Here is a 24,930-nt window from a genome sequence, read left to right on the forward strand (position 1 = left end):
TACGATCATGCGTCCCGCTCTGATTTGCCTCGTTCCCATGCTTGCCGCCGCTGTCTTGGTGATGGTCGGCGGCGAACGTCTGGCCCGGCGCCAGGTGGAATCCCGCACTCCAGCAGACCGGGAACGGGTGTTGGATCTGGATGCTGCGTTTCGTGAGGAACTCCGGAGGCTCGAACGAATCTACCTCGCGCATTTGAATGAATTGGCGGCGCAGGCGGCCGACCGCGAGTCACGGAATCTGGACCAGGACGCGGAATCCCTTTACGGGTTGGTTCAGATTCACATTTTACCCAAAAACGGTAAAGATCTGACCATTCTCTCCGGTCCGCGGACCGCTGGACTCCCAGAAATCGAGTTGAATCCCGGCAAGCGCCCGCTTGATCCTGGAAAGGCAGTGCGGATTGACGCCTCATGGCTGGAATCCGGGAGGAAGGTGCAGCCTGTTTGGCTTACAGCCCCGGATCCGCGTTATCGCGTCTATTGTTGCAGGCCAGATGGTGGCAGGATTCGGCTTGTCGCCTTCCTCATCGATTGGGAAATGGTGAAAAATCGAACTGCGGTACATCTCAAGGCATGGCTTGGAACGCCACTCACTCCGCTTCGTGAGGCGGGAGAGCGTTTGTCGATCGAACAGCCGGACGGTAAGCCCCTGCTGGTCATCGGGCCCACTCAGCATGGTCCGGCGGCATCCATTATCCCGATTCGATCGCTTTTCGGGGATTGGCAGATTCGTTCGTGGGATGGGCTGGTGATTTCACATGAGTATGAACCAGCGAGCTTGATGATTGCGGCGACTTTGGCGATCTTGCTGGTTGCATCCGGCGTTTTTCTCATGGTTCAGCAAAAACGGGCGCTCAAAGCCGCTGCGGAACGGGTTTCATTCGTCAACCGGGTCTCGCACGAATTTGGCGCGCCACTCACCAATCTTTCCCTCAATTTGGACCTGGCCTTGGACTTTCTGGAGCATCGGCCAGCCGAGGCCAAGCATCGCATGACCTTGATTGGCGAGGAGATTCAACGGTTGTCCCGACTAGCGGGCAATGTCCTGACCTTTTCCCGTCAAGAGCGGGACATGCTGGAACTCAATCCGGTTCGTTGCTTCCCAGCCGAAGTGGTTCAAAAGGTGCTCGATAGCTTTCGCCCTTCTTTCGAGCGTCGTGGCGTCCGAATCGAGACTGATATTCCAGCGGGTGAAACCGTGGTGATGGATCAGGATGCGGTTAGCCAGATTCTAGGCAATCTATTGTCCAACGTGGAAAAGTATGCCGCTTCAGGCGGCTGGATGGGATTGATTGGAGAGATCGGCACCCATGAATTCATCATCGAGGTTCGAGACCGGGGAGAGGGAATTCCCGCTGCCGATCGCGAACGGATTTTTGCGCCATTTGAACGGGTTCGAGATCAAGTCAACGAAGGCTCCAGCGGAACCGGGCTGGGGTTGGCGATCGGTCGGGATCTCGCCCGTCGCATGGGTGGCGATCTTGAGCTGCTGCAGAGCGAAACCGGGGCTCGGTTCCGGCTTCGGATTCCCATTTCCACGACATTCACCGTATTGCCTCATCCCAATGTCGCATGACCATTCTTGTAGCTGAAGACGACCCGTTGACTCTTGATGCGCTTTCAACCTGCATCGAGAGCGATGGGTTCCAGGTGCTCAGGGCAAAGGACGGGCGGGAGGCGATTGATCTCTGGCGCAATGCAAAACCGGATTTGCTTTGTTTGGATGTGATGATGCCGATGGTGGACGGCTACGAAGTTTGCCGTCGGGTCAGGGCAGGAGATCGGACCATCCCGATTCTCTTTCTGTCCGCCAAAAATCAGGAAGTGGATGTGGTGGTGGGACTTGATCTCGGGGCGGATGATTTCATTCGTAAGCCCTTTACCCGAAACGAAGTGATGGCTCGCATTCGGGCCGCGCTGCGCCGATCTGCTCCGCGGGAAACGGGAGATAACTTTCGTTTGTCAGGAGTTACGATTCGGCCACGGGCGCTGTTGGCAGAGCGTGGAAATGATATCGTGGAACTGACCCCGCGTGAGATTTCGATGCTGCGCTTGCTTCACACGAATGCGGGTGAAGCGGTTACGCGAGATGCCTTTCTGGATGCATGCTGGGGGATGGATTATTATCCGGATTCCCGCACTCTGGATCAGCACATTTCGCAACTGAGAAAAAAGATCGAGATTGATCCGAGTTGCCCGCAAATCATCCAGACCGTGCGAGGCGTCGGCTATCGGACCGACTCAAATCAGCTTGGTTGAAAGGCACATTCTCTGGCTGAGGAATTCAGTTTTTTGGGCTGAATGAAATTTTTCCAAAGTGCCGAGTGGCTGGTTTAGAAGCAGATACTCCTGAAGCTGGAGAAACCATCGTTTTTTCTGAGGATCTAGGCACGCCTGCTGCAATGTTGTGGATGTCACGACAAGACAAGGCGGTCCGCCTGAAATGCTCCTCTGGTTAATGGGTTTTCCTTTGTGAGATGATCAGGCGGGTCGCCTTTTTGTATGGTGACAATGCGGGTGGAAATTTGAGTAATTTTTCCCATGGCGAAGGTGAATTTGCCGGTGCATGGTTTCGTGGTCGAAAGACAAAGCGGCCCGCGTGACATATCTCTTGGTTTTTGCGTGTTTTCCATGGGGTAAATCAGGCGGGACGCTTTTTTGTTTTTGCCCGGGCCCTGTATCGAGTCAGAGGACTACGAAGTGCGAGAGATCACCGTCCCAATACAAAAAAGCACCTGCCTTCGGCAGGTGCTAAGAATCGTGACAAAATCACGAGTGGATGAAATGACCCGGGTTTAGCGGCGGCGACGGCGCATGCCGAATCCAAGTCCAACTAAGCTCAGAAGTGCGACAGCAGATGGCTCAGGAATCGCAACGTTATTGTAAGCCAGACCATCGTAGACGGCGCGATCGTTGGCTCCGTCTCCGATATTGATCCAGACGTAGAATGTTCCGGTCTCGTCGGTAGTCACATCGGGCAGAGAGACCCAGTAGCGAGTATCGGCTGAAAGTGTCGATCCATCGTCTGCTGTCCCTAGGGCATCAGTATTACTATCTATCAGAGCGGTTCCTGAACCGTCTTCGTAATTGGTGAAGCCAGTGGATTCACTCACGACACTTGCTTGCAAGGTCCAGTTGCGAGTGGAGGTCGTCAGGATATTGCCTAGGTAATAAAGGCGAATGTCGGTGTAAGTGGAATTCGGGAGGAGGCCGGTAACAGCTGTCCGGATTACAATACTGGTTTCGGCGGAGTTGATTTGGAATGCAGTTCCGCCGTAAACGAAAGAGTTACCAGTGCGTTGGTCCCATAGATTATTCGTAGGGGATCCTGTATTGACTTCATACCAGTCGGTTTCGCTCTCAGTGAGAGCATTCACCGTGTTGCCGCCAACGCCGCCAGTGGCATCAACATAGACCAACGCAGCATGCGCTGAGGATAGGTACAATAAGGGTAGGGCGAGTGTTAATAAACGTGTTCGCATAATTTTCGGTTTCCTGATGTAGAACAATGCCAAACTAGAGAAATCTGAGGAAAAGGGAAGGAAAATAGTGGAAAACCTGGCATTCAAGTAGTGAACGAAATTACAGTTTTCCGTAATCATTGGATTCGCTAAACTTGTGCTTCGGCAAAGGTGATGAAGGACGTTGAGATTCGAAAGTGTGTAGCGGGTGACGAAGAGTTATTGGCGTTAGTTGGCAAGGCGACCTTTCTGGAATCCTTTGCCGGGATGATTTTTGGACAGGATGTGGTGGAGCACTGCATCGTACAGCATTCCTTGGAAAAATATCGCGAATGGCTCGCCTCGACCCATTACGAAATCTGGCTGGCAGAGATTGGCCCTGGGCAAGCCCCGATTGGTTACGTCGTATTGACGAAACCTGATCTTCCGTTGGAGGGGCTCGATCCGAAAGATGTGGAAGTCAAACGCATCTACGTATTGAGCCGATTCCAAGGAGCTGGGATCGGCAAGAGATTGATGGAAACAGCCAGGAACTTCGCTCTAGCACGTGGATACCAACGCCTATTGTTGGGAGTTTATGGCGGAAATGAATCCGCCATTCAATTTTATCGCCACATGGGTTATCGCGAAGTGGGGACCAGGACTTTTCAGGTTGGTGAACACACCTACCAAGACCTCATTATGGGGTGGGATCTTTGATTTTTCCGGTGACCAAGCCACTTAACGGCGTCGGCTGAATCCAAGAGAAAAACCAGCCAACCCTAAAAGTAACATGGATGCCGGCTCAGGAATCGCGACGTTGTCATAAGCAAGGCCATCGTAAACACCCCGGTTGTTCGCGGCGTCGTCGATATTCACCCAGATATAAAAAGTTCCGGAGGAATCCGTGGTAACATCAGGAAGTGAAACCCAATAGCGTGTGTCTGTGGCTGCGGTGCCGGTTTCAAGTGTGCCTAGAGCATCCGTGGTGCTGTCGACTAATGCATTCCCGCTATTATCTGGATATGAAATGAAACCTGTCGAATCACCAATTACACTAACTTTAAGTGCCCAATCATTACCCCCTCCTGTACCGGCATTGCCAATGTAATAAAGTCGGACTCCGGTATAGGTGCTATTGGGTAATAGTCCCGTGACAGCAGTGCGCAATAGGATACTGGTTTCGGTAGAATTAAGTTGATAGGCTGTGGCACCATAGGCAACACCTGCGGCTCCTGTATTCGTTCGGAGATCCCACAATTCGTTGTTTGCTCCGGTACCCGGTGTATACCAATCAGTTGTGCTTTCAGTGGCCGCATTAACCGTATTTCCTCCCACATCTCCAACCGCATCTACGTAGATGAGGGCGGCATCAGAAGCTGAAATAGAAAGCAATGGCAGTGCTAGTGAAAGTAATACTCGGTTCATTAGATTACGGGTTTTTGTAGAACAATGCCAACATATCTAAATTCTCACAGTGAGCGCAAGACAAAATAAATGACGATTCTTTCATTCTTTTCGTCTGGTGTTAGAAGTTGAACAATGATTTAAAAAACACGTCTCAATCTATAGTTTGTTGCCATATATCAAGATAAGTGGCCCAGCGAATCAATAGGGCGACAAGTGGAGGGCAGAGTTTAGGCTACAGTCTCTCCCTTGGAACGAAAAAGCCCGGCAGATGCCGGGCAATTTGCGGAGTAAAAATGTTAGCGTCTTATGCCTTTGCTTAGCGCGCAGCCACACGGCCGAGATCCGGGCGCTGGCGGACGATGTTGGCAAGCATTTGGCTGCAGTGACGGTATTTGGTCCGTTGCGAAAGGATTTCAGCACTGCGGGTGAAGGAACCCCATTGGACAATCGTCAGTTCCACATTGCGGCGGCCCCAGAGATTCATGAGATTTCTGGTGGGTTGGTAAATATCGATGGTGCCGGTTCCAGTCAGTGCGGAGCCGTAATCGTCGACCACGTAAAGCTGCGACATGCCTTTGATGCGGAAAACCGTTCCGACAGGATAGATGGACCAGTCTGCGGCGGCACTGCGCACGCGATCGGTGTAGCGAAGCTGGGTGCCGGTTGCATTCTTGGCACCGTAAATGAGGTGATCGGATTCGGTGGAAGTGTAGGCAGTGGTGCGAACGACGCGTGTCCGGTCAGTAAATGAATAAACCGGCATTTGGTGCCGGTCTTTCGGTTTCGAAGCTGCTTGAGCGATAACTTGCGGGGACGGAGCCGCGATTGGAAACGCGTTGTTTTGAGTTGAACGTGACGCGAGGCCGCCAGTTGCGTTGCCGTGAATTGCGGTTTTTGAAACGACGGTGACGCCGGAATCAGCACAATTCGAGAGGAGGGCCGCAGAAAAAGTTAGGGCGGTGAATGAAAGGATTCTGTGGATCATGCAGTATTGGTGAAAAGGTCTCACAAGGTCACTGAATGCTGAGGCGCACAAACAACGATGCAGGTTCTCTAGAGATTTCTGGAATTGGTGGCAATCGAAAAAGATCAATCGAGCGAATCAACTCGCTTCGATGTGGCAAATTACTGCAATTTAATGCCTTAAATCGCTGCTTAACATGTCTTAAATGCCGCTGAGAAACTGGTGGACGGCTTCTGGAACGAACGAAGCGTCGGTTGCTTCGGCGGCAGCCAGCTGCATTTGCTGGCGAATAATCGCAGGATCAACAGGGGGGCGATAGCCATTCAAACACTGCCGCAAAGCTTGGATTGGAGAAATTTTTTCCGTGCGGGTCAGTCGATAAGTTTTGACCGCGATGGCTTCTGCTGCGCCTGGAGTGAGCCATGGTGGAACCAAGGTCAGGAGGTCTGGCAATTCGGATTCGTTAAGAGGCGCGCCATGCCGCTTGCAAAGTCCGGCGAGCAAGGAAAGGCCTTCCGAAGCGGAGCCAGCAGGGAAAATCGGGATTTTGACGTCGATCCGCCCGGGGCGCTTGAGATCGACCTCAATCAGGTCCGGTCTTGAGGAGGCGAGGACCCACAGAATGCGACCGCGATTTTCCTGCGATGACATTTCGGCGGCGATCATGGAGTAAACCCGTGAAGAAACTCCGGAATCACCGTTGTCTGCTTGTCTCCGGCCCAAAGCCTGATCTGCTTCGTCGACAAAAACGATGCAGCGCCCCAACGCATGAAGGAGTGCGAATATTTTCTCCAAATTCGCCTCGGTCGCGCCAACCCAGCGATCCCGAAAATTCTTCAGCACCACGACTGGAACTCCGGCTTCACCCGCCAAGCATTCGGCGAGGTAGGTTTTCCCTGTCCCGACCGGGCCGCAGAAAAGGTAACCCATCGGCAACGCGGCAAGGTCGTCTTGCTGCCACAGCTGCAGGTCTTGCCGGAGCCACGACTTGACTCCATCCAGACCGAGAACTTGTTCGAGCGATTTTTTGGGCTCGATGAATTCGATCAGTCCCTCCGAATCGCGTTCCACCAGCGATTTACGGAGCTCGCCCAGGTCCGACTGAAGTAGTGGTTGCTTTGCGTGCTCGCGCAATCGCAGGAAGGTTTCCAGTGCAGCCACGGAAGTTCCTGCCAGGCGCGATGCGGGTTGAGTGAAATTTTCTTTCCAGAGAGCAAGTGTGTTCGGGAATGTGGGGGAGAAATGGGAGAAAACGTCGGCAAGTTCCGCGGGTTTCGGCAGCGGGATCTCGATCGCGCAAGCTCGCGGATTTTGTGCAACCAGTGCATGGAGGGCGTGAAGTCGGTCGCACATGAGAAAGACCGCCTGTCCATGTTGATGGGTGCTGTTTTCGGTGGCGAGAGATCGGACGACTGAAGCGAGTGCCGCCAAGTCGGCATTCAGGACTTGGGGAAGATTCGGTAGATAGAGAGAGGCATCACGGAGCAGAATGGCGACCGCTGGAGCTGGCGCCCCCATGGAGCGCAGGTTGCGGACGTATTGAAGATACCTCGAAAGCAGGCGTGCGGTCGCAAGCGCTTGCGTTGGCAGATCAGGGGCATCCTTGATGGCTGGCCAGGAATGGAAAATTTCCCTGCCGCGTTCGACCCGCAGCCCGTGTCCAGGGTCGTAGGTGAGTATCACCTGGAATCGCGGCAGCAGAATTTCCATCAGGAAATCCGATAGCGTTCCAAGTCGTGGTTTTTCCTGCAGTGGAAGCAGGAAATGGTCATCGATATTTCCATGAAGCAGGAACTGCCCGGCGGCTCCGCTTTCGTAGTGGGCAATGATGGTTTTGGTCCAGTCCGGCAATTCGATGGGCATCTCCTACTTTTATTAGAGGATGCAAACCGATCGGTAAATCACCTTGTGGCGGGCACCCATCCTCGCGCGCCCACACTGCGGCAGGATGTGTCCTTGAAAAATCCCTCCAGCCCCGGTCGGGCAAGCAAGTCTTTCAGCGCTGAGCGCATTTCCGGGTAATGCCAGCGGAAGCCGGCATCGCGGAGTCGCAACGGATCGACCCAGCGGCTTTTAAGAACCAGCTCGGTTTCGGTCCGCAGCAATCGGGCTCCGATTTCGAGCAGCGGCCTGGGCGATGGAATTCCGATGGGCATCCGGCAAAGCTGGCGGAAATTCGCCATCATTTCTCGATTGGTCGGAAATTCAGGCACCGTCACGTTCACCACCCCATCCAGGAATGGTTCGTCGACCACGAAATCAACGGCGCGGAGGAAATCCTCCATATGAATCCAGCTGACACGTTGTCCACCATCACCCATCGTCCCTCCCAAACCGCGAGCGGTGAGTTTTTTCAAAACGGAGAAAACGGTCCCGGTTTCGTTCGCCAGCACCATGCCGGTCCGGAGTGCCACCTTGCGGGTGACAGCCGGGCTTTGGCTTGAGAAAAACGCTTCTTCCCATGCGCGGGCGACATCGAAGGAAAAACCGTTCTCGTGTTCACCGAGCCATTCGTTCTGGGCTTGATCGCGCGCATCCCGATACCAGGTTGCAGTGGAGGCGTTGATCCAGGTTTTGGGCGGTGCTTCGCACGCGGCAATGGCGGTTCCGATGCTGCGCGTGGAGTCAACGCGGGAGTCGAGTATCCGTTTGCGGTTCGCCGGATGATAGCGGCAATTGACGGAGGCTCCGGCGAGATTGATCACAGCCTCGGCCCCTTCCAGAGCAAAGGTCCATGGTCCGTGGCTTTTACCATCCCACTCAAGGAACATCCCATCGCCGCTCCAGCCGGATCGGCTGCGGGCGATGGCCACGACTTGTTTTCCCTGACGGGTGAGGTGTCGGCACAGATACCGACCAAGGAATCCATTTGCACCGAAGATGACGATAGTAGGGCTCATGATAGGAATGGGTTAAAGGTTCTGGCAAATTCCGGAGGAACATTCGGGCGCTGGCTGGCTTTGCAGCTCGTCGCGCAGATCTTTCTCGCTGTGGAGTCGCAGCAGGCGCGAGAGCTGGAGGCGGTTTTCGGAAAGGAGATGAACGCATTTCCGGACCAGCGGTAGGAGAGATGGCTTCGCCAGGCGGTAGGACCAGTCACGATAGTTGCGGGTGATCCAGAGGCAGGTCAGCCACGCCGCCGGTCCTTGCCACCAGCGACCGTCATCGGCTAAAATCACAACATCCTGAGCGGCGTTGAGGCGGGAGATTTTGGGGAATCGCTTGATCGCTTCAGCTGAGTTGAAGGCGCGGAACTCAACTTCACAAAACCTCGGTTGCCCTTCCAGCCACAGGCGGAACTGGCGGCATAATCCGCATTGCGGGTCGTGAAAAATCGTAAGCGTTTTCATGACTGTTCTTAGATCGTGCCGCTAGGAGGAAGGGGAGGGGCTTGGTTCCAGCTGGCTCTCTTCCGCATCCGGGTGAAGACCACCAGGTTGAAAAAATGCATCCCGCCAAGGACAAGGAGGACGATACCTATCTTGGCACTAAGTGCTTCGAAAACGCCGCGGGTATTCGTTACTTCGCTTGCCAGTTTCAGATAAAGGGCAACGAAACCGAAATTGATGAGATAAAATCCCATCACCAATAACTGGTTCACACTATCGGCAAGGGATTCATTGCCGTGAAAGCAATCCACCAGGAAAATCCGGCCATTGCGGAATAAGTTTCGCGCCACCCACATCGTGAGCGGCAGGGCGATGACGAGGTAAATGGCATAGGTAATGACGGTAGCGTTCATATTTCTTTTATTTTTGTGTTTTCAGGAAAAAATGAAAATTTGAATCAAAAAAAGATCAACCCAGGAGTTTGGCCGCCATTTGGATCGCGAATCCATGTTTCATGGTGGAAACCCGATCCGCCATTTTGGAGGCGAACGAAACGAATTCTTCCAATTCGCGCATCTGGTCGTGGAATGCACGCCCTTCCGGGCTTTCGATGGCACTGCTATCTTCGGCGCACTTTTGTAGGACCGACAGGGCTGGTTCGATCTCACGACGCTTCCGCTCGCGGGCGATGATGGTGAAAATTTGCCACACATCTTTCTCTGCCTCAAAGTATTCGCGACGTTCTCCTTTGATCACCGTGCTGCGGATCAGACCCCAAGCGACGAGTTCCTTCAAATTTGTGTGCGCATTTCCCCGGCTGACCTGCAGCTGTTCCATCACGTCATCGGTCGACAATGGAGTAGGGGAAGTCATCAGCAGGGCGTGGATCTGAGCCATGGTTCGATTGATACCCCATTGATTGCCAAGGGCTCCCCACTGAGAGACGAACTCGTTTCTGGCTTTTTCCAAGGCTTCCATGATCTAATCCGCTGAGGACTTTCAATAGATACTGAAAGTTCAAAAAGAGTGCAAGCGGAAATTTAGGCCCGGAAGTTGCTAATTGAAACGCTTCGTGTCGAAAACGCCACGAGACTTTTGCTAAAAACCCGATATAAACTCCAACCCGATCTATCGGTGATTAGACGCTGCGGCGTCTTTAAAGCCGAAAAGCTCCTAACATTCCACTAACTATATGAAGGCAATTGATCAACTATTGCGAAGTAAGTTGCTGCGAGCGACTGGCATATCGCTGCTATTGGCGACTGCAGCGTCTGCTACGCCTTATACTGCGGACTTTGAAGACGGCACGAAGTCCAGCTATGCTACCGCCTCTGACACCTTCAACGGAGTTTCGTGGACGTTGACGAACGCATTGGTGGGGGATTTGGAGAACGATTGGAAAAACGGGGCTCTTTCGATTCGTTTGCGCGGTTATCAAGATAGCGCGATGACCATGGAATCGGATAAGTCCGATGGAGTGGGATCGGTGACATTTAGCTATCGTTCTTACGGAACAGATTCCCAAGTGCCCTTTGCAGTTGAATACAGCACTGATTCAGGCGGGACTTGGACTCAGCTGGGTGACGAATTCACTGCAACCAGCGAAGTGGCGACTTTTGATGGTTTGATCAATCTCGCCGGCAATATCCGGATCCAGATTGTTTGCCGTAGCACCAGCACGGGAACCAACCACCGGATGAATGTTGACGATCTGACGTTGAGTGATCCTGACGGCACGGTTAATCTTCCTCCGGCACTGGCGGGGACCGATCCGCTTTCCCCTGCGAATGGAGCGACTGAGGTCCCCTTCGACAGCGAATTTTCGATGACATTCTCCAAGCCGGTATCGGCAGATACTGGAAGCATCAAAGTCTACACCAGCTCAGGAACGTTGGTCGAATCAGTTGCAGCTTCCTCGACCTCAATTGCGAGTAACGTGGTGACTTTTTCTCTGACCAATTTGTTGGAGGAGTCGACCAGTTATTACATTCAGGTGGATGCTACCGCTTTTAAAGATGCCGACGGTGGGTATTTCGCCGGTATCTCCGATACCACTACCTGGACTTTCACTGCGATGGGACCTGACGAGACGGGGCCTGTTTTGGTCAGTTCCATGCCGGCTGATGGAGCAACTGGCGTTTCGCTGGATTACTTGATTACGAGTGCGGAGATGACATTCGATGAGTTTGTCAGCCGTGGTTCCGGGTCCATCAACTTGGTGGATACCAGTGACGAATCCACCGTCGAATCGCTGGACGTTACCGACGATTTCGAAGTCGGTTTGTTCGACTCAGGCGATGACAATCCATTGCTGTATTTTACCAGCACGCTGGAATATGGCACGACGTACCGGATCGATATTCCAGCAGGTGCCTTTACCGATGAACTGGGTAATCCAAACACCGCCTTCTCCTGGACTTTCACCACTGCAGCAGAACCTGTTTCGGTCTCGCTTACCACTGCTGCAGCTTACACACAGGATTTTTCGACGCTTCAGCCTGATGGAGAAACGACCACTCCGCTTTTACCGGATGGATGGAGTCTTGAAGGAGCAGTGACCACTTACAACTCTGGCACCGATCAACGTGCCTGGGGAGAGGGCTACAGCAGCGGTCTTCGCGGTAATTTGGGTGAAAATGTCCTCGGCTACCAGCACACGGGCAGCACCGGTGTTCTGCAGGAAATCCTCACTTTGCGAAATGCAACCGGCAGCACCATTACCGACCTTACGGTTTCTTATACCGGTAAAGTGGAGCGAGCAGACCAAGGTCGTTCACCGATCTACACGGTAACTGTCGATGGAATTGAAGTAACCGGTTTGCAGTTTAGCACCGAAAGTGGATCGGATAGCGACCTCACTGCCTCCGTGACAGGATTAAGCATCGCTGATGGAGCGATTTTTCAGATCATCTGGACTTCGGATCGCGGCCTGCCCAGTGGCTCTTCCAAGCAAATCGGCCTGACGAATGTTTCCGTTGAAGTCGGAAGCGCAGCACTTCCTCCGGCTATTGCGGGGCTTTCGGTCAATCTTGCAGACCTCACTGACACCTCGACTTCGGTGACTGCAACGGTCAATTCAGACAACGGGAGTTCAGTCACTCAACGGGGAATCGTTTTTGCCGCAACTTCGGTAAACGATACCCCGGCTCTCGGAGGAACTGGCGTTACCAGTGTGATCGATGGAAGTCCGGGCACTGGCTCATTCACCGCTGCACTTACCGGATTGACTGCTTCCACGAGTTACTCCGTTCGTGCTTTTGCGACGAACTCAGTCGGGACCAGCTATACCAGTGTCGTGACGTTCTCAGCGCTTCCGACACCTCCGCAGTTTACTGGAACTTACACTCAGCCTTTCGATAATTATGACGGCTCATGGCCGGTTGGTTGGACCGCAGTATCGAGCGGTGGCGTTCAAACCTTCAATGATTTGGATTGGACATCCTCCACTACTAACGGGGGATTCTACGGTGGCTTGAGCGATCCGGGGCTTTTGGGCTATTTGCACACCTCCTCGACCGGGACCCTCACGGTGACTCTGACTCTGATCAACAATACTGGTGCAACGATCGATCAGCTCTACGTTGGTTATCTTGGGCAGGTTTCCAATACAACCGCCACCCGGGTGCCGGAATGGACGGTTAGCATTGATGGTGTCCCTGTAAGTGAACTCTTCTACTCCACTGAAGATGGGGTCGATAAACAAGTGTCCACGACCTTAACCGGCTTGAATATTCCAGCTGGTTCCAGATTCACTCTGAGCTGGGTTTCAGATCGGGGACTGTCCGCTGGTTCGTCCAAAAAGATCGGTCTTGGCGAAGTCGTCGTTGCCTTGGAAGCCCCGGAGCCAGGTGCTGGCTTTGCTGAATGGGCTACAACCAATGCAGGTGGTGGAGCTTTTGACGCTGATTACGATGGCGACGGAGTGGCAAACGGCCTGGAATACTTCTTTGGTGAAACCGGGTCTTCATTCACGACCACTCCTAGCCTGGTCGATGGAACCATCACATGGCCGATGGATGTGAACGCAACGGACGTCAGCTACGCGGTGCAAACTTCGACCGATCTCGTAACCTGGACGGATGTGGCGGCATCAAGCCTCGATTTGACCACTTCCGGATTCATTTCCTACACACCGCCGACAGCGACCACGGCTCAGCCGAAGTTGTTCGTGCGGATCATGGTCAGTCAGGCTGACTGATTCATCGCACCTCAATCAGGCGGCCCTGTCAGTGTGACGGGGCCGCCTTTTTCATTTCAAAGATCGAGGAATTTCCCCGGGTTCAGCAAACGCTGAGGATCGAGCGCCTGTTTGAGCGCTTGATGAACAAACAGGGAGGTTTCTCCGAGCGCCTGCCGGATCCATGGTTTTTTTGCCAGGCCGACGCCGTGTTCTCCAGTGATCGCGCCGCCGTTTTCGAGAATCCAGGTGAACAACAGATCTAGCGCTTCATCGGCGTGGGCGCGAACCTTGGGATCGTCGTAATTCTCGACCATCAGATTCGTGTGAATGTTGCCATCGCCGGCGTGGCCGAAACAGGCCACCGGAATGCCGGTTTTTTGCTCCAGGCTGCGGGCGAACTCGACCAATTCGACCAATTTCGAACGTGGCACCACAATGTCCTCGTTCAGCTTGGTCAAACCGGTATCGCGCAGTGAGTAAGAAAACTCGCGACGAAGTTTCCAGATGTGTTCGCAGGCCGCTTCATCGACGGCGCGCTGGATGTGACTGGCTCCCAGTGACAGCAATCGCTGATAGAGTTCCTCCAATTCCGACTCCACGGCTGCATGGCGACCGTCGATTTCCACGATCAAATGAGCGTTGCCCTCCGGGAAAACATCGGCTCCGAGCCGACGGCGTGCGGCTGCGAGCGTGAATGTGTCGGTGATTTCAAGAGCCGATGGCAAATGCCCGGAATTCAGAATGTTCTGCACGGCCGCTGCTGCCAGATTGAATTCCGGGAACACGGCGGCAAGCATGGCACGGGCTGCTGGTTTGGGAATCAGGCGCAGCGTGGCTTCGGTGATCACGCCCATCATGCCTTCCGATCCGGTGAAAATACCGATAAGATCAAACCCGGTTTTGTTTTTGTGGAGCCGACCACCGGTGCGAAGAACCTGGCCATCTGGTAAAACGACCTCAAGTCCCAGAACGTAACTACGAGTCACACCGTACTTCAGGCAGCGCGGGCCACCGGCGTTGGTGGCGATGTTGCCGCCAATCGAGCATTCCTTCAGCGATGCCGGATCAGGCGGATAATCCCAGCCAACCTGGTTGGCGGCTGCCTGGAGATCGCCGGTGATGACGCCTGGCTGAACGATCGCGACGCCGTCTTCTGGGTAAATCCCCAGGATTTGATTCATCCGTGCAGTTGAAAGCACGATTCCGCCCTGGATGGGAACGCAGCCACCGACATAGCCAACACCGGCGCCGCGTGTGGTGACAGGGATCTGGTTTTGCGAGGCGAACGTAAGAACGGCGGAAACGTCAGCCGTGCTTTCGGCAAACACCACCACATCCGGCGGGTGGCTGGCATACCACTTATCGGTCGAATGAGTGGCCAGAATCTCAGCAGCGGTAGAGATCTGGCTCTTGCTGACGATGCTTTCCAGGCGGGATGCCAAAGTGGCTGGGTCGAAAGGTGGTGGAGTTGATTCCATAGGCAGAATTTGGGGTTCTGCTCCCGCATTTCAAGCCTTCGTCTTGGAATACGTCCTGGAATGCCAGTTGGAATCCCGATAAGCCGAACCACTCCACAGACTAGGGATCAGTCGTAGATCTTCTTGTAATACTCGTCCGCCAAACGATCGGCATCGAAGTAAGGCACGACATCGTTCATCGATTGGAAAACGAGTTTCGACCAATCGTCCGGGGCGTCGTAGTAGAGAGGAAGAATTTCCTCGTTCATCTTCGAATAAAACCCGAGCAGATCCTGCAAATCCCGCTCTTCTGGGGCGAGATTTGGATCCGCCGGTGGGATGATGAACGAGTTTTCGCCATCGCGCGCGAATTCACAAATCCAGCCATCGTAGGTGGAGAGGTTCAGCGAACCATTCATGGCCGCGGTCATGCCGGATGTGCCCGAGGCTTCGCGCGTCACGATCGGGTTGTTCAGCCAGACGTCCGAGCCGCATTTTAACAAACGGGAAAGCTCCAGCTCATAGCCGACAAGCACGGTCGCATTCGGATAAGGTTTGGTGGTATGGATCAGGTGGTTGAAAGTCCCGATCGCACCGTAATCGAAAGGGAATGGTTTTCCGGCCCAGATCATTTGCACCGGTCGCTCGTGATTGCTGAGCAGTTTTTGGAAAAGCTTGATGTCGCGGCTGATCAGATCAGGGCGCTTGTAGCCGGCGAAGCGGCGTGCCCACACGATGGTAAGGATATCCGGGTTGAAAAGCTTGCCGGTCTGGTCGGCGACGGTTTGAAAAAGTCGGATTTTTAGCTCACGTTTGCGGCCGCGGAGCTGTTCCGCATCGTTGCGGATGCGGGCGCTCTCGATGCCTTTGTCCACCCAGTATTTTTTGTTTTGGGCGTTGGTCACATGGGTGATTCCGCAGATGTTTTCCGCGTGGTCCCACATTTTCCGGGAAACCTCGCCATGAAGCTTGGAGACGCCATTGGCCTTGTGACTGAGTCTGAGTGCCGCGAGCGAATGATTGAAAACTTCGCCATAAATCCCCGTGATGGAGCGGACTTCTTCCTCCGGGATGCTTCCGAAAAATGAAAACTCCTTGAGAAGCTGGAAGCTGTGCTTCTCGTTTCCTGCTTCCTCTGGAGTATGGGTGGTGAAGACCAGGCGTTTCTTCACTTCTTCCAGATTCCGGTGATTTTGATAGAGATGGAAAGCTGCAGACAGTCCGTGCGCCTCGTTTAGGTGCCAGATGTCTGGCTCGACATCGAGTTGATCTAACAAGGTGGCGCCACCGACACCGAGGACGATGTATTGGGCGATACGGCGCAGCTCATCATTGTCGTAAAGGCGATGCGTGATCGCACGCGAAAGATCGTCGTTCTCTTCCAGATCGGTTGTTAGAAAGAACATCGGCACGGTGCCGAAAGTCGACCCATCCAGGAACATCGCTTTCACCCAAACGGCGTGACCGTGAATCGGAATGGTGAAACGGATTCCGGTGTCCTGCAGGAATGAATACTCGTTCTTGTTGAACTGCACGGATAGTTCGCGATTTTCACCCCGTGCCTGGTGGTAGTAGCCGTAGGTCCAGAGGATGCCGATGCCACAGAGGTTTTGGCCAAGCGCCGCCGCCGCGCGCATGTGCGATCCGGCGAGGAATCCAAGCCCGCCCGAATAAATTTTGAACGCTTGGTCGATGGCGAACTCGGAGCAGAAATAGACCGCACTTTTCGCATACTCCGGCGCGATTTCGTAAGGGTGAGCGAACGGCTTGGGCAAAAACGATTCAGGCATGGTGGGTTTGGAACAATTCCGGGGTTGTCAGTCCTGAAACTATGGCCTGAATGGACGCAAAATTCAAAGAATTTAAGATTTGCGTATTTGTTTGGCGTCCAATGGGTTGAATCGATTTCGAACGGATTGGAGTGGCAGCTCGATCCAGCGCCACGATGCGAGGGTCATGATCCAGGTAATCGCAGAGAATACCGCGATACGGATCAGAGCCGTGAATCCGGTATCAAAATGGCCGTTCCACAGAAACGGCATGATTTTACCCGCCGCGAGCGGGGCGAGATTATGGAACAGATAAACCCCATAAGATAGTGTGCCGATGCGCTGCAGGATCGGGTTTTCCAATAGGATCTGAATGGGCCCTTTGAAGCCCACTGACGTTGCCGCAATGAGACCGCAGAGTCCCACGGAGAGGAACGATTGCTGGAGGAATCCGAGCCCGAACGATGGCCAGTGATGTTCATAGCCTACGAATAACCAGATGAAGACCATCCAGCTCGCCACCGAGATCCACCGCAGGCCCGGGCTTTCCAGTGACATGCCACGGTGGATGGCCCAAGCCATCAGGCCGCCGATGCCAAAGTAATCAAAGGCGTTCCATGTCAGCTTGTCCGGCCAGGCGACCCAGGTGCCGATCTCTGCGACGAACAAGCGCGAAATCGGAGCGATAGCCGCGAATGCAAAAATAGCAAAGGGGAGCGTTCGCTTCGGCAAAAACCAGATGATGAATGGCCAAATGAGGTAGAACTGCTGCTGCATCGATAGCGACCAGTAGTGGGACGTGCCCGGTGGCCAGAATCCAATCTTTGCAATGTGGATGTTCGCCACATGAAATACATACCAACCGAGCGACCGCCACATGTCTGATGCGCCGACCAAAAGCGCGAAGGCGAGCGACGCATAATAAGGCGCCAGGATGCGCAAACCACGGCGGATCTGATAGGTTTTCAGCGATTGCATCCGCCAGGGGCCGCCGCGTTCTTCCGCACGATCCCGTTCACGCAGCAGGGAGCCGGTAATCAGGTATCCGGTTAGAACGAGAAACAGATAGAGGCAAATCTCAAACGGGAAAACCCTCGGCCAACCTCTTGGGCACCAATGGTCCCATGCAATCGCCATCATGGCGATCGCACGCAATCCATCGAGTTGTACGGCCCGTTTACTCACTTGCCCGGTGAAAAATCATGTTCCGTAAGACGATGCACGCGTTTTCGGGTGAATCGGTGAAATCAATTTTCAGATCATCTTGTTTGAATCGGGATCGGTTTGATTTTGATCGATTTGAGTCGGTTTTTCTTTCACCGGTTGCGGAAAGCTGATTATGCACGAATACTCGGTGCATGAACTTCCCAGCGGCTCGGTCGTCGGCTTCCCAGGTGTTAGATTTAACGCCGACAGCCAAGCGTATTTCCTGGTGTGCGCTTTTTGCGACACTTTCAGCCTGCGCCCCCACTGCGACGGATCATTCGGGGGCAGATTCCTCCATTGCGAAATTGGAACCAGGGGTCCGGCATATTGAGAATTTTCCGGAATTTCTTCCAGATCCAGCAGAGCCGTTGAACCGAGCGATCTGGGGGATCAACAAAGGTTTGGTGACCGGTATCGTGAATCCAACTGCGCGCGGCTACCGGAAAGTTGTCCCGGCGAGGGCTCGTGAGTCGGTTGCTGATTTCTCGCGGAATATCACTTACCCAGGGAGGTTGGCGAACAATCTTTTGCAGGGCCGATGGAAAGGAGCAGGGGAGGAGTCACTTCGTTTTCTCACCAATACAACCGTCGGTATCGGTGGACTGTTTGATCCGGCAACCAAATGGGGAATCCCGGAATCCGATGCGAGTTTCGGCCAAACATTCAGCCGTTGGGGTTGGGAGCCGAATCTTTTTGTGATGGTGCCTTTGTTAGGACCTAGCGACGATAGCCATGCGACGGGTGCGGTGGGAGATGAACTGGCGAATCCATTGAACTACACGGATTATCGCTATCTTACCTACGGGACATACTATAACGAGTTGAGCGGGAAGTCAGAGTCCGCTGCTCAGTTTATTCAGACGGAATCTGATTCCTATAGCGGCACGAAATACCTTTGGACTTATGGTGCAAAAGAAAGCCAGCCGGATTGGAGTGCCTCACCAGAGCGTGACCTACCGACTTTGCAGACTCTGAATGCGGCAACAATCCGCCCGAAAGACCCTGATTTCCTTGAGCACGGACGCCAAATGAGCGTCCGGTTGACCTCCACCGGCAAGAACTTCAAATTCAATTGCTGGCTTCAACCCACCAACGCGCCACTGGTTTATGTGTCCCCCGGGCTAGGTTCGCATCGCATATCTAACATGACGCTGGCCTTGGCTGAGTGCATCTATCAACAGGGCTACTCGGTGGTCACTTTGACCGGTGTTTATCATCCAGAATTTATGGAACAGGCATCCACCGTGGCGATGCCTGCGTATCCACCGATCGATGAGCACGATTTGATGGTGGCCATCACCGACATCGATCAAAAACTTACCCGCAAATACCCGGACCGGTTTGGCAAACGGGTCCTTGTTGGATTTTCCATGGGCGCTTTCCAGGCCTTGCACATTGCGGCTCGCGAATCCTCGGAAGAGCCAAGGCTTTTGCGGTTTGATCGCTATGTGGCGCTGAACCCACCAGTCAATCTGCAACATGGAGCGGCGGTGATCGCAAGTTACCAGGAGGCGCCGCTGGAATGGCCTGCGGCAGAACGCCAGGAGCGTATCAATAATGCCGCGCACAAAGCGGTGAAGGTGATCGGCTTGCCACCTGAGAAGCTTGCCAATCCTCCGTTTGACGCGACCGAATCCAAGTTCCTGATCGGAATGTCATTCAGTCTAACTTTGCGGGATACGATTTATACCAGCCAGATGCGTCATAACATGCATGTGCTTCAGTCGCCCCTTTCGCGTTGGCGGCGTGATGCGGTTTATAGTGAAATTCTCAACTATTCCTTCCACGATTATTACGAGCGCTTTGTCATTCCCTACTATCAGGAGCTTGGAATTGGCAGGAAGGATTTTGATCGAGAGGTCGATCTCCGAACCTATGAATCCCGTCTTCACAGACTGAAAAATGTGCGAGTCATCACCAATCGCAACGACTTCCTGTTGAACGCTGACGATATTTCCTGGCTGCGATCGACCTTTGATCCATCACGTCTCACTCTGTTTGCGAATGGCGGACATTTGGGCAGCTTGGGAACACCTGAAGTTCAAAACGAGTTGATCAAGGCGCTGCAAGGGCTGAAGTGATTGATCCAATAAAAAACGCTCCGTGAAATCGTTTCACGGAGCGTGGGAATTTGAGCGGGAATCTACAGGAACTGAAAATTCTCAGGACTTTTTCTCGGCAAGTGCCTTTTCGACTGCCTCGGTGACGGCCGGGCTTTCTGGAACTTGCTTTGGTTCGAAACGAGCAATCGGTTTGCCATCGCGGCTGATCAGGAATTTGCCGAAATTCCAGGCGACATCGCCGGGGAATGCGCCTTTTTCACCGGTGAGGGCCTTGTAGAGCGGGTGCTGCTCTTCGCCTTTGACGCTGATTTTGTTCATGATCGGAAAGGTCACATCATACTCGCCGGTGCAGAATTGTTGGATTTCTTCAATCGTTCCGGGTTCCTGACCTCCGAAGTCGTTGCAGGGAAATCCGAGGATGACGAGGCCGTCGTCCTTGTGTTTTTTATACATGGCTTCGAGGCCTTCGTATTGCGGGGTGTTGCCGCATTTTGAGGCCACATTGACGATCAGAACCACTTTGCCGGCGTATTCCTTGAGCGTGTGATCTTTGCCTTTGGCGTCTTTAAATGGGATCGATGTGAGGTCCGCAGCGAAGGCGGTGGACGCCATCATGACAACAGGAGCGATGATTTTGAAAAACATATGGGGTCAAGTTTAGCACGTGATTCTCAGAATGCAGCAGTCGATTTTTAGCTGCGCATTCCGAGTTTTTCTTCGATTTCCTCCAGCGGGATTCCCTTGGTTTCCGGGACGAATTTGAAAACCCAGAGAAGCTGCAAGACCATCATTCCAGTGAAGAACAGGAAAATGGTGGCGGGATGGAAGGTGCTCACCATTTTTGGGAAAACACTCGTGAGCAAGGCGGCGAAGATCCAGTGGGTCGAGCTGCCGAGGGATTGTCCGGCAGCGCGATGCTCGTTTGGAAATATCTCCGAGATCAGCACCCAGATCACGGCGCCTTGACCCACGGCGTGTGCGGCGATGAAGGCAAAAATGCAGGTGGGGACGATGGCATAATTTTTGGAGTAGAATGCCCAGGAGACGAGACCCAATGAGATGATGTATCCAAATGAACCGATATAAAGCAGGGTTTTTCGGCCGACTCGATCGATCAACCAAAGCCCGAGCAGGGTGAAAACGAGATTGGTGACCCCGATGCCGATGGATTGAAGCAATGCGGTATTCTGGGCGAGGCCCGTCATTTCGAAAATTCGCGGGGCGAAGTAGAGAATCGCGTTGATGCCCGAGAGCTGATTGAAGAACGCAACCATGATCGCGAGGAAAATGGGAATCGTCAGCCGCTTTGACCAGAATGGGTTAGACGCCCGGCTGCCACCGGATTGGGCACGGCCATAATGATTCGCGATTTCGTCTGCCAAGGCGGAGGCTTCTGCTTCTGTGGCATCTGGATTGGTAAGGCGGAGCACTTCCAGTCCCTTGGCGCGATCTTGCTTTTCGCCGATCAGCCAACGCGGGCTTTCAGGAATGATGAAACAAAGCAGGGTGTAGATTGCGGCGGGAATGGCCTCCACACCGAGCATCCATCGCCAGGCGTGTTCACCGATCCCAGCCAGCAGCATGTTCGAGAAATAGGCGACGAGAATTCCGAAAACGATGTTGAACTGAAACATGCCAGCCATTCGTCCACGCTTCGCCGGAGGCGAGATTTCAGAAATGTAAAGCGGAGCGGCCACCGTTGAGATTCCAATACCCACACCGCCGAGAAATCGCGCGATGATGAATGAATAAACATCCGTGGCGAGGCCGGACCACATCGCCGAAATGAAATAAAGCGAGCCGATGCAGAGCAGGGTTTTCTTACGGCCGAAGTGCTCGGTAGGCCAGCTGCCAAAGAACGCTCCGAGCACCGTGCCGTAGAGTGCGGAGCCAATGGCCATGCCGTGGAGCAGGTCGCTGAGCTTCCATAATTTCTGGATCGATTGCTCCGCCCCGGAAACGACAATGGTATCGAAACCGAAGATAAAACCGGCAAGCGCGGCGATGAGTGCGATGAAAAATAGACGGGATTGGGCTTTCATGGGTTGGTGACAGAATTTCGGATTTCCCCGAATGAATTCTGCTTTTGGGTTTCCTGAGAATTAGCTTTCGCAACCTCCCGCCGTCGATGGTAAACGGCGATCAGTTCCGGAAAACTGTCATGTCAGGTTGTTGCCTGTCCAAGCTGCACACCGTCGTGCGATTGGTTCGACTCAGCGCCTACGATGAACCCGCTGCTCTTCTATCTAAAGATTTCACCATCAATGAGCGGCCAGCCAGTTCGATCCCGTGCCATATTCCACTTCGATCGGGACTTCGTGCGGCAGTGGGAGAGAGGTTTTCATCGCCTCGAGAATTCTCGGAACGAGTTCATCCTTCTCATCGATTGCCAGATCGAAAATCAATTCGTCATGCACCTGCAGCAGCATTTTCGACTGATACGGTTTTTCCCGTAGCAGGGCATCGATGCGGATCATCGCCAGCTTGATCATGTCCGCCGAGGTTCCCTGGATCGGGGAGTTGATCGCTGCGCGCTCGGCATTTCCACGTAGATTCTGGTTGCCGGATCGGAGGTCCGGGAAGTAGCGGCGGCGACCTGTTAGAGTCTCGACGTAGCCGCTTTCGCGGGATTCTTCGATGGTCCGGTCCATGAATTCTTCGATCGCTGGATACTCACGGAAATAAGCTTCGATGATGGATGCTGCTTCGGTCCTCGGAATCGAAAGCCGCTGGCTCAGGCCGAATGCCGAGATGCCGTAAATGATGCCGAAGTTCACCATCTTGGCAGTACGACGCATATCCGAGGTGACTTCTTCAGGCGCCACGCCGAACACGCGAGAGGAGGTGATGGTGTGAATGTCCGCGTTGCTGCGGAATGCGGCGATCATGCCTGAGTCGTTTGCCAGCGCGGCCATGACACGAAGCTCGATCTGCGAGTAGTCGCACGAAAGCAGGGTGAATTGCTCGCCATCGGTCTTGCGTGGAACGAATGCCTTGCGAATTTTTCGTCCGGCCTCGGTGCGCACCGGAATGTTCTGCAAATTCGGATCGGACGAGGCGAGTCGACCCGTTGCCGCGAGCAACTGATGATAATGGGTGTGAATGCGGCCGGTTTGCTCGACGATGTGATTTGGTAGCGCGTCGAGATAAGTCGACTTGAGTTTGGTGGCTTCGCGCCATGCCAGAATTTCGCCGATGATTGGGTGTTTCCCCTCGAGGCTCGCCAGCGTTTGCTCATCCGTTTTGTATTGGCCGGTTTTGGTTTTCTTCGGCTTCTCGATCAGTTGCAACTGGTCGAACAGGATTTCTCCCAATTGCTTGGGCGATGCGATGTTGAAGGAACGGTCGGCATGGTGGTGGATCGATTTGGCGAGTTCTTCGATCTGTTCTAACAACTCATCTCCGATTGACGAAAGGGATGCTTTGTCGACTTCGATTCCTTCCATTTCCATGCGGACCAAAACCGGCAGGAGTGGGGATTCGATATGGGTTAGAATTTCTTGCTGGCCGGAAGCTTCCAGCAGTGGGCGAAGTTTTTCTGCGATCTGGAAAGTCACATCCGCATCCTCCGCCGCATATTCGGCGAGCGCGGAAAGGGGAATCGATTCAATGTCGAGGTCCTTGGAGGCCTTCGATTTTTCCGCGTGGGCGAAGAGATCCATACCAGACGACTCTTCGGAGTCAGTGCGTGCTTTCGCCAGGTCCGCGAGTTTGACCGGAGTATAGCCGAGCAAAATCTCCGAAAGGTAATCCATCGAGTGCTTGCGGTCCGGCGCGATCAAGGTGTCCGCCAGCATGGTGTCGAACAGAGGGCCGGCGACTTGGATGCCGTGATTTAACAACACACAAAGATCGTATTTGAGATTGTGGCCGATCTTTTCCACTCGGGATCCGAGTAACTTTGTTAGATCGGCTTTCTGGCTTTCGTCGTATGGCAGATACCACGCTTCGTGGGCTTTCCAACTGAAGGCGATGCCTAACAGACGGGCTTCGAATCGATGCAATGAGGTGCTCTCGATGTCGAAACATAACGACTTTTGTTGGGCAAGGCTGGCGAAGAGCTCGGCTTGCTTTTCCGGTGTGTCGGCAAGGTGATAGGTATGCTCGACATCCCGGATCGTTTTGAAAGTTTCGAATAACGTCGGCTCCGCGACTTTGTCTGGAGAGTCATGGTTGGTTTCAGCTGATACGTCACCGAACAAGCGCTTGGTCAGTGTTCTGAATTCGAATTCGGTGAACAATGATTTGACCGCTTCGTCATTGCGGGCGGAGAGCTCCAAGTCTCCCCAGGTGACATCGATCGGGACATCGCGGATGATGGTGGCGAGTTCCTTTGATAGCAGTGCCTGATCGGAATTTGCGACGACGTTTTCCTTCTGCTTGCCCTTCAATTGCGAAGTGTTCGCGAGCAGGTTTTCCACGGAGCCGAATTGGGCGATCAGCTTCTGAGCGGTTTTCGGGCCGATGCCCGGAACGCCGGGGATGTTGTCCACGGCGTCACCCATCAGTCCTAACAGATCGATGATTTGCTCAGGCTTGCTGACGCCCCAGATGCCTTCCAATTCGCCGAGGCCGATGACTTCATGATCCGAGCCTTTGCGGCCGGGTTTCCAGATGCAGGTGGTCGGCGAAATCAGCTGGGCAAAATCCTTGTCCGGCGTGACCATGAAGGACTCGAACCCATCATCATCCGCACGCTTCACCAAAGTTCCGATGATGTCGTCGGCCTCAAAACCATCAAGCACCAGGACCGGGATGTGAAACGCCTCACAGAGTGCTTTGACATGGGGAATGGACGCCGCGAGCTCCTCCGGCATCTCATCGCGCTGCGCTTTGTAGGCCGGATAACGCACGTGGCGAGGTGTTGGTGCAGAGGTATCGAAGGCGACGCCGATGTGGGTGGGTTTCTCCTTTTCCAGAATGGCCAACAGGGTGTTGATAAAGCCATACAATGCGGACGTGTTGACTCCTTTGGAATTCCGGATGGGATTCTGGATCAGCGCGAAGTGGGCGCGGTAGATCAGGGCCATGCCGTCGAGCAGGAAAAGGCGATTCATGGCGCATCGTTGAACATCGAACATCGAACGTCCAACCTTGAACGTCGAAGTTTTT

General features: G+C 53.8%; 19 protein-coding genes. 5 read left to right on the forward strand and 14 right to left on the reverse strand.

What is annotated here, in order from left to right; all coding sequences use genetic code 11:
• The first annotated feature begins 7 nt into the window (after nucleotides 1-7).
• Together JIN85_RS00080 and JIN85_RS00085 are read left to right on the forward strand one after the other, a co-directional pair.
• Nucleotides 8-1,576 (forward strand): sensor histidine kinase, encoded by a 1,569-nt coding sequence (locus JIN85_RS00080; RefSeq protein WP_200266343.1) that lies wholly within the window; start codon nucleotides 8-10, stop codon nucleotides 1,574-1,576.
• Entirely contained in the window at nucleotides 1,573-2,259 is a 687-nt protein-coding gene (locus JIN85_RS00085; protein WP_200266345.1) for a response regulator transcription factor, read from the forward strand. The genes JIN85_RS00080 and JIN85_RS00085 overlap by 4 nt, the downstream gene beginning before the upstream one ends.
• A gap of 536 nt (nucleotides 2,260-2,795) precedes the next feature.
• On the opposite strand, the gene JIN85_RS00090 is transcribed toward JIN85_RS00085, so the two are convergent.
• Nucleotides 2,796-3,482 carry a PEP-CTERM sorting domain-containing protein gene (locus JIN85_RS00090; protein ID WP_200266347.1) on the reverse strand — a complete coding sequence of 229 codons (687 nt, stop codon included), beginning with the start codon at nucleotides 3,480-3,482 and terminating at the stop codon, nucleotides 2,796-2,798.
• A gap of 153 nt (nucleotides 3,483-3,635) precedes the next feature.
• Between JIN85_RS00090 and JIN85_RS00095 the strand changes: the two genes are divergently transcribed.
• The gene (locus tag JIN85_RS00095) at nucleotides 3,636-4,160 is read left to right on the forward strand and encodes a GNAT family N-acetyltransferase (RefSeq protein WP_234047156.1); all 525 of its coding nucleotides are present in this window, start codon (nucleotides 3,636-3,638) and stop codon (nucleotides 4,158-4,160) included.
• A gap of 21 nt (nucleotides 4,161-4,181) precedes the next feature.
• Here JIN85_RS00095 and JIN85_RS00100 read toward each other — a convergent pair whose 3' ends face one another.
• The 7 genes from JIN85_RS00100 to JIN85_RS00130 form a co-directional block, all read right to left on the reverse strand.
• Nucleotides 4,182-4,868, reverse strand: a complete 687-nt coding sequence (locus JIN85_RS00100; RefSeq protein ID WP_200266351.1) for a PEP-CTERM sorting domain-containing protein — start codon at nucleotides 4,866-4,868, stop codon at nucleotides 4,182-4,184.
• Nucleotides 4,869-5,166: 298 nt separating this feature from the next.
• A complete protein-coding gene (locus tag JIN85_RS00105) occupies nucleotides 5,167-5,835 on the reverse strand; it encodes a 3D domain-containing protein (RefSeq protein WP_234047144.1) in 669 nt (222 codons plus the stop codon).
• 180 nt (nucleotides 5,836-6,015) lie between these two features.
• Nucleotides 6,016-7,677 (reverse strand): AAA family ATPase, encoded by a 1,662-nt coding sequence (locus JIN85_RS00110; protein WP_200266353.1) that lies wholly within the window; start codon nucleotides 7,675-7,677, stop codon nucleotides 6,016-6,018.
• 38 nt (nucleotides 7,678-7,715) lie between these two features.
• Nucleotides 7,716-8,714 (reverse strand): TIGR01777 family oxidoreductase, encoded by a 999-nt coding sequence (locus tag JIN85_RS00115; protein ID WP_200266355.1) that lies wholly within the window; start codon nucleotides 8,712-8,714, stop codon nucleotides 7,716-7,718.
• A 12-nt stretch (nucleotides 8,715-8,726) separates the two neighbouring features.
• Nucleotides 8,727-9,164, reverse strand: a complete 438-nt coding sequence (locus JIN85_RS00120; RefSeq protein ID WP_200266357.1) for a DCC1-like thiol-disulfide oxidoreductase family protein — start codon at nucleotides 9,162-9,164, stop codon at nucleotides 8,727-8,729.
• Nucleotides 9,165-9,172: 8 nt separating this feature from the next.
• A complete protein-coding gene (locus JIN85_RS00125; RefSeq protein ID WP_200266359.1) occupies nucleotides 9,173-9,556 on the reverse strand; it encodes a hypothetical protein in 384 nt (127 codons plus the stop codon).
• A 55-nt stretch (nucleotides 9,557-9,611) separates the two neighbouring features.
• Nucleotides 9,612-10,121 (reverse strand): GbsR/MarR family transcriptional regulator, encoded by a 510-nt coding sequence (locus JIN85_RS00130; protein ID WP_200266361.1) that lies wholly within the window; start codon nucleotides 10,119-10,121, stop codon nucleotides 9,612-9,614.
• Nucleotides 10,122-10,335: 214 nt separating this feature from the next.
• Between JIN85_RS00130 and JIN85_RS00135 the strand changes: the two genes are divergently transcribed.
• Entirely contained in the window at nucleotides 10,336-13,341 is a 3,006-nt protein-coding gene (locus JIN85_RS00135) for an Ig-like domain-containing domain (RefSeq protein WP_200266363.1), read from the forward strand.
• A gap of 56 nt (nucleotides 13,342-13,397) precedes the next feature.
• Here the strand turns inward: JIN85_RS00135 and JIN85_RS00140 are convergent, their stop codons facing one another.
• The 3 genes from JIN85_RS00140 to JIN85_RS00150 all read right to left on the reverse strand — a co-directional run bounded on the left by JIN85_RS00140 (nucleotide 13,398) and on the right by JIN85_RS00150 (nucleotide 17,734).
• Nucleotides 13,398-14,801 carry an FAD-binding oxidoreductase gene (locus tag JIN85_RS00140; protein WP_200266365.1) on the reverse strand — a complete coding sequence of 468 codons (1,404 nt, stop codon included), beginning with the start codon at nucleotides 14,799-14,801 and terminating at the stop codon, nucleotides 13,398-13,400.
• Nucleotides 14,802-14,908: 107 nt separating this feature from the next.
• Nucleotides 14,909-16,570 carry an alpha-glucan family phosphorylase gene (gene glgP, locus JIN85_RS00145; protein WP_200266367.1) on the reverse strand — a complete coding sequence of 554 codons (1,662 nt, stop codon included), beginning with the start codon at nucleotides 16,568-16,570 and terminating at the stop codon, nucleotides 14,909-14,911.
• Nucleotides 16,571-16,642: 72 nt separating this feature from the next.
• Nucleotides 16,643-17,734 (reverse strand): acyltransferase family protein, encoded by a 1,092-nt coding sequence (locus tag JIN85_RS00150; protein WP_200266369.1) that lies wholly within the window; start codon nucleotides 17,732-17,734, stop codon nucleotides 16,643-16,645.
• 173 nt (nucleotides 17,735-17,907) lie between these two features.
• Here JIN85_RS00150 and JIN85_RS00155 point away from each other — a divergent pair, with 173 nt between their 5' ends.
• Complete coding sequence (locus JIN85_RS00155) at nucleotides 17,908-19,836, forward strand: MlaA family lipoprotein (RefSeq protein ID WP_200266371.1); 1,929 nt, start codon at nucleotides 17,908-17,910, stop codon at nucleotides 19,834-19,836.
• Nucleotides 19,837-19,917: 81 nt separating this feature from the next.
• Here JIN85_RS00155 and JIN85_RS00160 read toward each other — a convergent pair whose 3' ends face one another.
• The 3 genes from JIN85_RS00160 to polA form a co-directional block, all read right to left on the reverse strand.
• Nucleotides 19,918-20,463, reverse strand: coding sequence for a glutathione peroxidase (locus tag JIN85_RS00160; protein ID WP_343225469.1), 546 nt, complete (start codon nucleotides 20,461-20,463; stop codon nucleotides 19,918-19,920).
• A gap of 47 nt (nucleotides 20,464-20,510) precedes the next feature.
• Nucleotides 20,511-21,860, reverse strand: coding sequence for a sugar porter family MFS transporter (locus tag JIN85_RS00165; protein ID WP_200266373.1), 1,350 nt, complete (start codon nucleotides 21,858-21,860; stop codon nucleotides 20,511-20,513).
• A 219-nt stretch (nucleotides 21,861-22,079) separates the two neighbouring features.
• Nucleotides 22,080-24,875, reverse strand: a complete 2,796-nt coding sequence (gene polA, locus JIN85_RS00170) for a DNA polymerase I (protein WP_200266375.1) — start codon at nucleotides 24,873-24,875, stop codon at nucleotides 22,080-22,082.
• Between the last annotated feature and the right edge of the window lie 55 nt (nucleotides 24,876-24,930).

Source organism: Luteolibacter pohnpeiensis (assembly GCF_016595435.1).
GTDB lineage: Bacteria > Verrucomicrobiota > Verrucomicrobiia > Verrucomicrobiales > Akkermansiaceae > Luteolibacter > Luteolibacter pohnpeiensis.